Here is a 12,812-nt window from a genome sequence, read left to right on the forward strand (position 1 = left end):
GCATAATAATAGACTTGTCGAAAACTTTTACTATCTTTGTAAAAGATAGGAGACGTTCGGCATAGCCAAACTTCGAAACTTCGTTTCGGTTTGTCTCTGCTCTCAACTTTCACTATCTTTGAAAACTATCGAAAAAACAACAGCGTCCTCATTCAAACCAAACTGAACCTGCCATGAAAACACAATCACTACTTTGGAGTTTCGCACTGATATGTCTCGGCAGCATCGCCGGGCAAGCACAGGAGTATGAATATGTTCCCATCGTGCGGGAGAATGTCCGATGGACATTTAATGATGAGCAGAAAATGACCCTTTTACCGGATTACCGATATTTTGATGGAAAACTGTATGCCTATGCCTATATGCCAGACTTTTCGTTCAGGACAGATATCATGATATTCCTGCGCGAAGAGAATAAAGTCGTCTATCGAATAGAGAAAAATGTATTAGATTCGGTCCCCTTGAAATCCGAGATTCCCATCTATGATTTCAATGTAGAGCAGGCCGGCGATACCATGTGGGCCTGGCACAACGACCCGCCCTATTTCGGCATGGAGGTCGAGTGGATTGACACGATACTCGTCAACAACACATACAGAAAACGAATCAAACTGAAGGATGTCGACGGTGTCTGTATCGAGGGCATAGGTTACACCGGCAAACGGAATAATCTCTACTACCCTTTCTGCAATTCCGACACCGAAGCGGGGACAAAATATCTCGACCGGTTAGAGACCTTTGAAAATATAGAGGGCCGGCTTATCTACCAACCCGAGTGGTCCAGACTGGGGACCTATGAGTATGTGCCTTTCGTGCGCGAAGGGATAAAATGGGGTTATGACGAATGCTATCGTTTCGAGGGAGATACGGTAGTCGGCGGGGTGTCGTACAAGAAATGCTATGTGAGCAAGAGCTGCCCCTTCGAAGAGGGTCAGACACTCTATGGCCTGGCTCGCGAGGAAGACCGGGTGGTCTATTGCCTGCGCCCCGGCGATGAACAGGAGACGGTGCTCTACGATTTCAGCGTCGAGAAGCCTGGCGACCGGGTGCCTACCCGGCTCAATCCCAAAGGCGAGCCGGTGATACACATCGACACCATAGCCGTGAATAACGACCAACTGCGGCGACGCATCAAACTGCCGTCGGGCAGTTATATCGAAGGATTCGGGAGCCTCGAACCCTGCCGGGGGTTCTTCTTCCCCTTCGAGGCTTCGCCGGAAGAAATCGACGACCCACACAACCGGCTCGGATACATAAAGAATATGGAGACCGGCGACTATGAATACAAAGGAATAGTCAACACGCTACGTGACGAGTGCGAGTTTGGACGGTCGTACGAACCGTTTGTCAGAGACTGTGAATATGGCTATTACGAGGCCGATTACTATTACTACGACGGCGACTTAACAGGCAATTATGTCCACTACCGCATAGCAGGCGATACAACCATCAACGGCAAGGCATACAAGAACATTTCTCTCACGGTTGATTGTCCCGACTGGGAAAGAATCCCTCCGGCCGGACAAATCAGGGAAGAGAATCGAAAAGTATATTTCCGGGATACGGAAGATGAGATGGGCTATGATTTCAACCTGACCAAAGGCGACGGTATTATCCTGAGCAAGATGCACAATTCCTTAGAGACTGATATAAATATAACCGTATACGATGTAAAAACCGTCGAATTTGCCGGGAAAGAACGTAAGTGCATCTATTTCAAAAATAGTTATGGCTATTATATAGGCTACTGGATGGAAGGCATCGGCGATATGAATCAGGGAACCCTATGGACTTTCGATGATCATGAAGGCTGTCCATATCCAGACAGACCATGTGACGACGATAATTATTTTCTCTATTATCTGCGGGAGAACGGAGAATATATCTATTTACAGGATAACCACAACGGGAGTCCTCTGGACGATGGCAACTGTATACTGGCCGTGGGCGAAACTCGCACAGCTACCCTGCGCATCGCCCGCACACCCGATGCTCTGGTCGTAACCTTGCCGGGCAGCGGCTACCGTCTGGCCGAACTCATCGACACCACCGGCCGACTGGTATGGTGCGAATACCTCGACGGTGAACCGGGCGAGGTCTCTGTCCCCACTACCGCCCTCGCCCCGGGAGTCTATGTGGTGGCCCTCACCGACAATCGCGGCAAGCGCACGGTGCAGAAAGTAGGGTTGTAGCAAAACAATACGCATAAAACCAAGCCAGAGAATAACTTAAAACAGTATCGAATATGAAAACACATTTACTACTATGTACGTTTACGGCAATTTGTCTCGGCTGCATCGCCAGTCAGGCGCAGGAGTATGAATACGTCCCCTTCGTACGGGAAAATGTAGAGTGGTTCGATGGCGACAAATATCGGTTTATAGGCGACACGATTGTCGAAGGAAAAACCTATAAGAAGTGTTACCAAAGCAACTCTTGCCCGTTCGAAGACAATATGCGGCTCTATGGACTGGCTCGCGAAGAAGACCGGGTGGTCTATTGTCTGCGCCCCAGCGACGAACAGGAGGAGATGGTGGAAGAGATAATCTACGATTTCCGGGCCGAGAAGGCGGGCGATCGGGTTTATCTGTCGTGGGAAAACACATACTACGATGAGAATGAATGTATCATAGCTCAAATAGATACCATTCTGGTCAATGACGGGAAACGCCGCCGGATAGAACTACAGAATTCATATCAAGGAATATATATCGAAGGTATAGGCAGCATCGGACCCAGACAGGGTCTATTCCATCTGCTGTTTACTATTCCCACAGAAATAGGATATACCTATAAGACCCTCGATTATGTCAAAAATATAGAGACCGGCGAGTATGAGTATGTCAACGGCCGGAAAGATCCTTGCGAGATGGAATATATCCCCTTCGTCAAAACGGCCGATTGGACCTACTACGACGCCGGACCGGGCGACGGTGTGACGACATTCCCCCGGTACCATTTGTCGGGCGATGAATCGGATCGCGTGACGGTAAACGGTCATGACTATTACAGACTGTACAGTTATACCGGTTGCGACTTCAACACGGCCGATACCCGTCGGGAACTGGTGTTGGTGCGGGAAGAGGAGCAAAAAGTCTATGTGCTCGATAGCATCGAGGACACCTATGTCGATAAGTTACTCTACGACTTTACCCTGAACGTAGGCGATACCCTGCGTATGGACGAGGGGTCGTATTTCCATCGTCCCGAAGTGGGCGACGATTGGAACGACATAGCGGGCCGGAAGCGGTGCAACGACCGTTATCAGCGCGATGTGTTCGATGAACTTGACCCCTATTCGGGCTTTGAGGTGACCAGCATAGAGTCGATAGTCGTGGCGGGTAAACCGCGGAAAGCCATTCATTGGAACAATGGCAATACCTGGGTGGTTGGTCTGGGCGAAATCAGCGAATATCCTTTGGCTCAATTCTATATGGATTACTCCTCTTGTACCACACCACCGTTCTATTTGCTGTATCAAAAGAGCAACGGCGAGTATTCCTATGAGGTACTGGATCTTCATCAATACACACCCGACCCCTGCCTGAGCGGTATTGACGATAACAAGGCCTATGCCCTGCGCATCGCCCGCACGCCCGATGCTCTGGTAGTAACCCTGCCGGGCAGCGGCTACCACCTGGCCGAACTCATCGACACCACCGGCCGACTGGTGTGGTGCGAATACCTCGACGGTGAACCGGGCGAGGTCTCTGTCCCCACTACCGCCCTCGCCCCGGGCGTCTATGTGGTAGCCCTCACCGACAACCGCGGCAAGCGCACGGTGCAGAAAGTAGGGTGGCAGTAAATGCCATCTACTCAACCATACCGACACCTCTCCGACCACCGGGGAGGTGTTTTGTTATCTTCCCCCTCCACTCCCGCTACAAAAAAACTGCCGCCCGGTGTACAACCGGGCGGCAGCCTAACGAAATATAACGGGGTTATACCTTATTTCAGAGCGTCGGCAAGAGCAGCGTTGGTCTTGTGAACGGCAGCGGCGCTCTTGGCAAATGCCTCTTTCTCGGCGTCGTTGAGTTTCAGTTCAACCACTTTCTCGATACCGTTGCGGCCCAATACACAGGGAACACCGATGCAGAGGTCGCTTTCGCCATATTCGCCTTCCAGCAAAGCGCTGCAAGGAACCAGACGTTTCTGGTCGCCCAGTACAGCCTCAACTACCGAAGCCGAAGCAGCACCCGGAGCATACCAGGCCGAAGTACCCAGCAGACCGGTGAGCGTAGCACCACCTACCATCGTGTCGGCAGCTACTTTTTGCAGAGCCTCTTCGCTCAAGAACTCCGATACCGGCATACCTTTGTAGGTAGCGTAACGGGTAACAGGAATCATCGTCGTATCGCCGTGACCGCCGATTACGAAACCTTCAACTTCCGACAGGTTGGCGTTCAAAGCCTGGCTCAAATAGTATTTGAAGCGCGAGCTGTCCAAGGCGCCACCCATACCGATGATGCGGTTTTTGGGAAGACCCGATACCTTGTGAATCAAATAAGTCATCGTATCCATCGGGTTGCTTACGCACAGGATAACGGCATTGGGAGAGTATTTCAATACATTCTCAACAACCATTTTCACGATACCGGCGTTTACACCAATCAACTCCTCACGAGTCATACCCGGTTTACGAGGAATACCCGAGGTGATTACTACCATATCCGAATTGGCCGTAGCCTCGTAGTTGTTGGTTACACCTTTGATACGCGAAGAGAATCCTGCCGTAACAGCAGCCTGCATCATATCCATGGCTTTGCCTTCCGACACGCCTTCTTTAATATCAAGCAGAACAATCTCATCTGCAATTTCTCTGAATGCTAATACGTTTGCGCAAGTGGCGCCCACGTTTCCAGCTCCGATAACCGATACTTTAGACATAATTGTTAGGTTTATAAAGTGAATTATACAATAATATTTTTTCGTTCTCTCTGTTTGGCAAATTTACAACTATTTCGACATTATGGAAAAATTTCCACAATTAAATTTTTATAAACTTTGCATAATCTTTTAACCGTCTGTAACAACAATATAACAATCTACATACCAATATTTTACAGTTGCAATCCGATCCTATTCCTCCAGCTCGCCCTTCCCTTCGCGCAGCACCACCGGCTCGTCGCCCGTGCAATCGACCGTGGTCGAGGGTATCGTACCCCCTTCGCCGCCGTCGATCATAAGGTCGGCCACCGACTCATACCGCTCGGCAATCAACTCGGGATCGGAGCCATATTCGGGCTCCTCCTCGTCGATGGCCACCGAGGTGGTGAGCAGCGGGTTGCCTAGCGCCTCGGCCAGGGCCAGCGTAATGGCATTGTCGGGGATACGAATTCCCACCGTCTTGCGGTTTTTGTAAATCTTGGGCAACGAGGCACTCGTGGGCAGAATAAAGGTAAAGGGGCCGGGCAGGTTCCGCTTCAGCAGTTTGAAGTACGAGTTGCTCATCTTGGCATACTCGCTCACCCAACTCAAATCGCGGCAGATAATCGACAGGTTCACCTTCTGCGGGTTGATACCCTTTATCTGGCAAATCCGCTCCACGGCCCTCACGTTGAGGGCATCGCAACCCAGGGCATAAATCGTGTCGGTGGGATAGATTACGATGCCGCCGTCGCGCAGCACCGCCACCGCCTTGGCTATCTCGCTCTCGCTGGGGTTGGTTTCATAGATTCTCAATCGTTTCATAATTCCGGCTTAAGGTCCGCCAAGATAGTCATTTTTTTATATTTCAACAATATTTAAGGCTTTATTCCGGCCTCCCGGCCTCGAATTTCGGGGCTTTACGACAAATTGACCCAACAAAAAAGCCGCTGCGACAATGTCGCAACGGCTTCGGCGGAGTAAGGGGGATTCGAACCCCCGATACGCTTTTGACGTATACACGCTTTCCAGGCGTGCCTCTTCAACCACTCGAGCATCACTCCATGAGGTTGTTCCCTTAAAAGCGGTGCAAATATAATATAAATTTCGGGTTCGGCGAAAGTTTTTTCAAAAATAGTGCACCGCGTGAATTAAAGTCACCCCGCACAACGATGCGGGGCCCAGTTGTGAGCCGCTTGTGGGAAACATAGAAACGTACGACCCGTGCGTTCTAAAAAGAGGTACGAGCAAGGAAACGACCCTGATGTGAAATCACTGCCCGAGTATTTCTGGATTCCGCATCACGGTGCGGAATGACTCTCCCCGTCACCCCGCACAATATCGACCGTATCCACCAGCCCTTGGCTCTCTCCATTATCCCCCTTTTTAGCTCCCGGGGTGTTACAGCATGTGAGTACTAAAGGCAAAACAACTAAATAAAAACGAATGCTCTTTATAGGGTATGTTCTTTTATTGAATATGATACTGATAATCGTTCTCATACATTCAGAAACATGGATATGCTTCATGGTGATATATTGTATTACGTTTTCTTTTGAGTGCTCATCAGAAGTTTAAGAGAAAGTAAGAAATTCAAATCGGGAATAACAAAACATATCATAATACACCCAAACATATTGTTTACCTGCTCAAACAAGAATAACAACCCCATAAAGAATATGGTATAAATAGAATACAAAAACAACAATATGCTTAAAACTGACCTCAATACTCTATGTTTAATAAGCAACAGGAATGCTATAATTATCAGAGAACAACCTATACCTAAAAGTGTATAGGAGAGATCTTCAAGATCAAGAGAAAAACTTATTCCCGACCCCAACAGTGTGAGACCTTGTAAGATCCACCAAATAGATAAAATCGTAATAAAATGCTTGTTAAACCACTTCATATTCAATCGCTTTTAAGTTTTATTCCAGGAGGCAAAATACTTGAAACGCTGTACGACTACCGCCTCGGTTACCGTTGCCTGATTTAATAAACGAGGCCGTGTTTCCCCACTACCGGTTCTCGTTCGAATGTAGTATCGTTCAACTCTTCAAGACCATCAATCATAGGTTCCCATACTATTCCATAATAGCCGATGCTTTTTCTCAGCAAATACAACAGCCGATTGTTGGTATAGCTTCTCCCCCTGAATCCAAAGTAATTATACTCACCCATACATATCTTTTCTTCTGTGCCGTCCTTGTAGCGCAAGGTATAGGAGGCTCGAGCATCAGGAGGATAAGTGTTAGTATCGGGTTTCAGTTTTTTCAACTCATTCTGAACTTCCCGCAACAGCACCGGGTCGGTCAATAGAGTGTCGACTATGCCCATTGAGTCGGGATACTCTATCAGACCGCTATCGGTAATATCGATAAATGGCCCTATCATTCTTTTTCTCAGACAGTCGCAATCTATATCTACCGGGCTGTTAAATGAATAATTGTAATACAGCACATATATCGATTCGATTGTATTTTCAGTATCTTCACTCCTCCCCAAAAAGGGTAAAAGCAAAAACAGAATCGGGAATATTAAAATCGCCTTTTTCATAATGAATTACTTTAAGGTTACACAATTCCCATCACCAGCACCCCAGCCCGGTTATCTCCATCTTTCCACGAGAGTATTTGAAATAGAAATCGCCCCAATCACATATCATAGTTGGGACATATTGTTGATATGTGAATCTTCTTTTTTTCCCCGTTCGTTCATATAGATAGGGAGGAAGATCACCATGCCACACAAAAAGGAAATCGTTGTATTCGAAATATCCCGTTCCATCCCTGGCTTCTGGAGAGGAGGATATCGAGAATATGAGATAATAGCTTCCATCGTCTTGCCTTTTCGATTTAATATCAAATACATCGGCATCTTCGTAGTCCAAGCAAGCGCAACCCGAATTGAAAATCTTGGAGTCTATCTCTTGTAAAAAGACCGAGTCTTTTATATTCATTTCGGGCATATAGACCGTGATTTTTTTCACCATCTCTTCATAGGTCAGCATTTGGGCCTGTATGGTTGGTACACCTATCAGTGACAGCAACACATAAATCATACACTTTTTCATAGCCGTTAAACAGAATTTTGTTAGTCCTCACCATAGAATGAACGCTTCATATCCCTATCGATACAATCCATTCCCATAGATTTTATCGAGCCCTCGACGTAACCCAAATACACGGAGATAACCGAATCTCCATTCTCTCCTTTCCAATAGGAGAACTCCCGTTTCCTGTCTGATACCTCGCATAGCGAATCGGGAATAACTCCATACCAAACGAAAGAAAAATTCTTATATTCAAAATATCCGGTTATTGTACCTCCGCAAAATTCAAATTCGGGATATAAATCAAATCTCAGCCAGGGCTCTTCCGAATCAACGTAACATACCTCAAAATTACCTTTATCCAACTTATGCAAGTTGAAACAAATCGAATTAAAAACAAGTGAGTCTATACGTTGAAAGAACAGAGAGTCTTTAAAGACAAGCTCCGGCACCTGCAGGTACCCTCTTTCTCTCTTTGACTCGTCATTAGATACCTGCCCCCATAACGGTGCCGATAAGAGGGTGAAGATTACACCCGTCAAAATTGCATACTTGGATTTCATAGCATTGGATTTAATATGTAATATACTTGGGATCAACCGGATTATCTTTAGTTCCTACAAGATATATTTTGTAGGTTGGAATATGTAAATAATGCTGTCGCATTTCCGTCACCTCTTATTTTATATTGCATCATCACTTTCCCAATTAATCGAACCAACGGTTCAACATTCTCTTCAAATTATCTGACATATAGTATCTGTTATTTCCCATATCCACAAATCTTTCGTCATACCAAATTACTGAAAGGTTACCCTGCGAGTAAATCTCAATTTTTCCCCTTACATCAAGGGGATCTATATCCAATTCTACGGTATTCCCTTGTTTTGTTGTTACGGTCTTTTTCATACAATCATACGGCCTTATTCTTATCAGAGAATCGGGAAGAGCATTTAATTGCAGTAGATTCTGACAGAGTTGTTGGATTTCTGAATAGGATAATTTTTTAAGGAAATAGGGATAAGAACCTTTCCCTTTCTCAAAATGACTGTCAAACAATCGCCTTGGGGTGTCAACTGCCGTATAAACATCAAAAGAGAAATGTTTAATCTTTATACTGTCGGCCTTTTCGCATATTATTTGAGAAAAGGCAAGTAACGGACAAAATAGAAAAAGCAAGGCTATATATCTTTTCATAATGGATTATTTTAAGGTTACACTATTCTATTTGGAGTCTTGATATGACGATTTCTTTATGCAAGAGATTGATAAAAACAGCCCGTATATAGCATAAAAAAGAAGAACTTTAGCATATAATATCACCTCTAAGAAAAAGTCTTTTTGACAAATAGGAATTGAATTATTACTGCCGTTGGGTAAGGAATTTTCGAAATAATACTTTATATTAACTTCCTGGCTGATAATAAATAAAACACTATAAACAATTACTATCAAAGAAAACAGTATAAATACGTACTGTAATATCTTATTCAATTTCTTATTATTCATAAGTATTAGCACAGGTTTAATACATACCGAAAATTCAACATCCTGTTTTCATGCGTCAAGGTATGAATTTCCCTCCACATATCCAAGCGAATAGAGACGAAAATGCAACAGCGTGTCACCTTGCACTCGATGCGGGGTCCAGTTGTGAGCCGCTTGTGGAAAACATAGGGACGTACAACCCATGCGTTCTAAAAAGAGGTACGAGCAAGAAACCGACCCAGATGTGAAATCACTGCCCGAGTATTTTCTGGATTCCGCATCACGGTGCGGAATGACTCTCCCCGTCACCCCGCACAACGATGCGGGGTCCAGTTGTGAGTCGCTTGTGGGAAACATAGGGACGTACAACCCGTGCGTTCTAAAAAGAGGTACGAGCAAGAAACCGACCCTGATGTGAAATCTCTGCCCGAGTATTTCTGGATTCCGCATCACGGTGCGGAATGACTCTCCCCGTCACCCCGCACAACGATGCGGGGTCCAGGAGGTGAGTGGGGTCACCACTCCCCGAACAGGCGGAAGGCATTGGCCATGGTAGCCGACTCGACCTCGGCAAGCGTCACGCCCAGAATATCGGCTATGCGCTGGGCCATGCGAGGCAGATACGACGGCTCATTGCGCTTGCCCCGGTAGGGCACGGGGGCCAGATAGGGAGCATCTGTCTCGAGCAGGAGGCGGTCGATGCCTACCTCGCGCACCATCTCTTCGAGGTGGGCGTTCTTGAAGGTGACGATGCCGTTTATACCGAAGTAGTAGTCGCCCAACGTGCGCAGGGTACGCACCTCGTCGGCCGTGCCAGTGAAGCTGTGGAATACCCCCCGGAACGACGGCACCCGCCCCGACTGCAACAGCGCCACCATCTCGGCAAAGGCATCGCGGCAGTGGATAATCACGGGCAGGTCGAGCTCGACGGCCCAACCCGTCTGCACGACAAAAGCCTCCTCCTGCTCCCGGGCGAACGTCTTGTCCCAATAGAGGTCGAGACCGATTTCGCCCACGGCACAATAGTCGCCGGCCAGCAGCAACCGGTGCGTCTGGTCGAGCCGCTCGCGATAGTCGGCATCGACCGAGGTGGGGTGCAACCCCATGGCCATGCGGCAATAGCCGGGGTAAAGGTCGTGGGTGGCCTGCATGGCCGCTACCGTATCGAGGTCGACATTGGGCAGTATCACCCGCTCCACACCTGCCTCGCGGGCACGGCGCACCACTTCAGCGCGGTCTTCGTCAAACTCTTCGAGATAAATATGAGTATGTGTATCAATCATTTTCGGGTCGTTTTTCGCCGCTCCGGTAATAGTAGACGATGCCGTAGGTCTGGCAGCGGGCCAACCGCTCGGCCGGCGGAAGTGCGGCATAATAGGCTTCCACCTGGTTCCAGAGGTTGAGAATGATTCGGTCGGCCTCCTCGCGCAGCACATCGAGCCCCGACTGCGAGCGGGTAGTGTTGAGCTTGTAGTTCTGCTGCTCGCGGTAGGCATCCTTGAAAATATCGTAGTGCACCGAAACCTTGGCAATCGTAGGGTTGTAGATGGGTGCCCCTCCGTGCGAAAGCCGCTCGCGCTCCCCCTCGATCAGGCGTTCGCCCCACATGAGGATATGCTTCTCGCTCGTGAGGTCGGGCACGGCAAAGTCGTCGGGGTCGAGGCCGTAGAAGAGCTTGTGCTCCTTGCGCACTTCGTTGCGGACCACCGCCAGGTTGAGCACCTGGATGAAGTGCGAGATGTAGAGCCGCGCCGTCTTCAGATGCTCCTGATACCGACGGTTGGCCTCGGCCTGGGCCGTATAGCAATACTGAAACTGCTCTACGGCACTCTTGAAGCGCCGCAACAGGACCCGCGCCTCGTTCAGGGTCTTGTACGAAGCCGCCTGATGCTCCACATCACAGGCGTGCTCCATCGCCACCGCCTTCTCGAGGGCGGCGATACGGGCTTTATCGGTATTGGGCAATCGGCGGTATGGCATGACGATACGGGGATTTCGGTAAAAAGGTGAATCAATGGTCTCGTTTGATAAGCGACCGGGCCAGGTCGTACAACGGCTGTTTGGCGGCCTCGGGCACGGCAATCTGCTGCAACGCCTCGATGGCCCGACGGCTGTAGTCGTCGACCTGTTGCAGACACAGTTCGCCCACGCCCAGACGGTTGTAGAGGGCGGTCACGGCCGCAATCTTCCCGGCCGGGTCGTAATCGGTAGCCGACAGCCAGCGCGACAGCTCCTCGGCATCGGTACCCTGGGCTCTGCGCTGGGCATTGATGAGCATGTAGGTCTTCTTGTTGTTGAGAATATCGCCGCCTATCTTCTTGCCGAAACGGGCCGGATCGCCATAGACATCGAGCCAGTCGTCCTGCAACTGGAAGGCCAGCCCCAGCGATTCGCCGAATCGGTAGATGCGATCGGCATCGTCGGCACCGGCACCGCCTATGATGGCGCCAATCTTCAGGGCACCGCCCAGCAATACGGCCGTCTTGAGGCGTATCATCTCGATGTATTCGGCCTCGGTCACATCGTCGCGGCTTTCAAACTCCATGTCGAACTGCTGCCCCTCACAAATCTCGAGGGCCGTCTTCAGGAACCAGTCGATGACAGCCGCCGTGTGCGGAGCCGGTGTGCGGGCTATATAGCGGAAGGCGATAATCTGCATGGCATCGCCCGAGAGAATGGCCGTATTCTCGTCCCACACCTTGTGTACCGTAGGCTTGCCCCGGCGCACATCGGCCTTGTCCATCACGTCGTCGTGCAGGAGGGTGAAGTTGTGAAACACCTCCAGCCCCACGGCGGCATCGATGGCCCGACGGCAATCGCCGCCAAACATCTCGCAGGCCAGCAACGCCAACAACGGGCGCACCCGCTTGCCCCCCAGCGACAATTCGTAACGCACCGGCGCATACAGCCCGTCGGGCGACGGGGCATACTCTATCTGAGACAGGGCACTCTCTATCGTGTCGAAATATTTTTGCAAACCTTCCATAAATTTTCTTTTCCGATTTTTGATGTTTTACATAGAATGGAGGTCAAATTTAATCATTTCTGTCGAGTCGAACAAGCGGGAGCCCGATAAGTTTACCCACAAACCGCCGGGTCGATATACTTTATTCTCCTTTTTTGCGTTATTAAACCGTGGGGAACCGCTTACCCCGGTTCCTTTACAGGAAGATAGAGGACGGCCCGAGACAGAAAATATTCGAAACCAGTTTCGATATTTCATTTTCCCCTCGCCTCTCGCTATCTTTGTTATACGAAAACAGGAGGCGGCCCGGACTGGTCAAACTTGAAAAACAAGTTTTCCGTTTGCCTTGGCTCTCGCCTTTCACTATCTTTCCAGAAGAAAGGAGGCGGCTCGGCCCTGTCAAACTTGAAAAACAAGTTTTCCGTTTGCCTCGGCTCT

General features: G+C 48.9%; 11 protein-coding genes and 1 tRNA gene. 2 read left to right on the top strand and 10 right to left on the bottom strand.

The genetic code is table 11. The annotated features are described in order from the left end of the window. Positions 1–173: 173 nt before the first annotated feature. A complete protein-coding gene (locus tag Q1K76_RS02885) occupies positions 174–2,192 on the top strand; it encodes a hypothetical protein (protein ID WP_300130897.1) in 2,019 nt (672 codons plus the stop codon). A gap of 53 nt (positions 2,193–2,245) precedes the next feature. Then, entirely contained in the window at positions 2,246–3,805 is a 1,560-nt protein-coding gene (locus Q1K76_RS02890; RefSeq protein WP_300130900.1) for a hypothetical protein, read from the top strand. A gap of 143 nt (positions 3,806–3,948) precedes the next feature. Here Q1K76_RS02890 and mdh read toward each other — a convergent pair whose 3' ends face one another. The 10 genes from mdh to Q1K76_RS02940 all read right to left on the bottom strand — a co-directional run bounded on the left by mdh (position 3,949) and on the right by Q1K76_RS02940 (position 12,395). Next, positions 3,949–4,887, bottom strand: coding sequence for a malate dehydrogenase (mdh, locus tag Q1K76_RS02895; RefSeq protein WP_289542411.1), 939 nt, complete (start codon positions 4,885–4,887; stop codon positions 3,949–3,951). Positions 4,888–5,079: 192 nt separating this feature from the next. Further along, positions 5,080–5,691, bottom strand: a complete 612-nt coding sequence (locus Q1K76_RS02900) for an L-threonylcarbamoyladenylate synthase (protein WP_300130903.1) — start codon at positions 5,689–5,691, stop codon at positions 5,080–5,082. Positions 5,692–5,842: 151 nt separating this feature from the next. After that, positions 5,843–5,930: transfer RNA gene (locus Q1K76_RS02905), tRNA-Ser, on the bottom strand. Positions 5,931–6,861: 931 nt separating this feature from the next. After that, entirely contained in the window at positions 6,862–7,425 is a 564-nt protein-coding gene (locus tag Q1K76_RS02910; RefSeq protein WP_300130905.1) for a hypothetical protein, read from the bottom strand. A 31-nt stretch (positions 7,426–7,456) separates the two neighbouring features. Continuing rightward, entirely contained in the window at positions 7,457–7,930 is a 474-nt protein-coding gene (locus Q1K76_RS02915; protein WP_300130907.1) for a hypothetical protein, read from the bottom strand. A gap of 32 nt (positions 7,931–7,962) precedes the next feature. Beyond that, positions 7,963–8,484 (bottom strand): hypothetical protein, encoded by a 522-nt coding sequence (locus Q1K76_RS02920; protein WP_300130909.1) that lies wholly within the window; start codon positions 8,482–8,484, stop codon positions 7,963–7,965. A gap of 145 nt (positions 8,485–8,629) precedes the next feature. Further along, the gene (locus Q1K76_RS02925) at positions 8,630–9,118 is read right to left on the bottom strand and encodes a hypothetical protein (RefSeq protein ID WP_300130912.1); all 489 of its coding nucleotides are present in this window, start codon (positions 9,116–9,118) and stop codon (positions 8,630–8,632) included. Between the two features lie 806 nt (positions 9,119–9,924). Then, on the bottom strand, positions 9,925–10,692 hold the full coding sequence (locus Q1K76_RS02930; RefSeq protein WP_300130914.1) for a TatD family hydrolase: 768 nt from the start codon (positions 10,690–10,692) through the stop codon (positions 9,925–9,927). Further along, positions 10,685–11,389, bottom strand: coding sequence for a hypothetical protein (locus tag Q1K76_RS02935; protein ID WP_087408674.1), 705 nt, complete (start codon positions 11,387–11,389; stop codon positions 10,685–10,687). The genes Q1K76_RS02930 and Q1K76_RS02935 overlap by 8 nt, the downstream gene beginning before the upstream one ends. 31 nt (positions 11,390–11,420) lie before the next feature. Then, on the bottom strand, positions 11,421–12,395 hold the full coding sequence (locus Q1K76_RS02940) for a polyprenyl synthetase family protein (protein WP_258328060.1): 975 nt from the start codon (positions 12,393–12,395) through the stop codon (positions 11,421–11,423). Positions 12,396–12,812: the final 417 nt, after the last annotated feature.

The sequence above is a fragment of the uncultured Barnesiella sp. genome, assembly GCF_946496565.1.
Lineage (GTDB): Bacteria > Bacteroidota > Bacteroidia > Bacteroidales > Barnesiellaceae > Barnesiella > Barnesiella merdigallinarum.

What these genes read in the sequence shown, in the direction of transcription:
- Q1K76_RS02885 (WP_300130897.1), top strand. Translation starts at nt 174, where the DNA reads ATGAAAACACAATCACTACTTTGGAGTTTCGCACTGATATGTCTCGGC.
- Q1K76_RS02890 (WP_300130900.1), top strand. Translation starts at nt 2,246, where the DNA reads ATGAAAACACATTTACTACTATGTACGTTTACGGCAATTTGTCTCGGC.
- mdh (WP_289542411.1), bottom strand. Translation starts at nt 4,887, where the DNA reads ATGTCTAAAGTATCGGTTATCGGAGCTGGAAACGTGGGCGCCACTTGC.
- Q1K76_RS02900 (WP_300130903.1), bottom strand. Translation starts at nt 5,691, where the DNA reads ATGAAACGATTGAGAATCTATGAAACCAACCCCAGCGAGAGCGAGATA.
- Q1K76_RS02910 (WP_300130905.1), bottom strand. Translation starts at nt 7,425, where the DNA reads ATGAAAAAGGCGATTTTAATATTCCCGATTCTGTTTTTGCTTTTACCC.
- Q1K76_RS02915 (WP_300130907.1), bottom strand. Translation starts at nt 7,930, where the DNA reads ATGATTTATGTGTTGCTGTCACTGATAGGTGTACCAACCATACAGGCC.
- Q1K76_RS02920 (WP_300130909.1), bottom strand. Translation starts at nt 8,484, where the DNA reads ATGAAATCCAAGTATGCAATTTTGACGGGTGTAATCTTCACCCTCTTA.
- Q1K76_RS02925 (WP_300130912.1), bottom strand. Translation starts at nt 9,118, where the DNA reads ATGAAAAGATATATAGCCTTGCTTTTTCTATTTTGTCCGTTACTTGCC.
- Q1K76_RS02930 (WP_300130914.1), bottom strand. Translation starts at nt 10,692, where the DNA reads ATGATTGATACACATACTCATATTTATCTCGAAGAGTTTGACGAAGAC.
- Q1K76_RS02935 (WP_087408674.1), bottom strand. Translation starts at nt 11,389, where the DNA reads ATGCCATACCGCCGATTGCCCAATACCGATAAAGCCCGTATCGCCGCC.
- Q1K76_RS02940 (WP_258328060.1), bottom strand. Translation starts at nt 12,395, where the DNA reads ATGGAAGGTTTGCAAAAATATTTCGACACGATAGAGAGTGCCCTGTCT.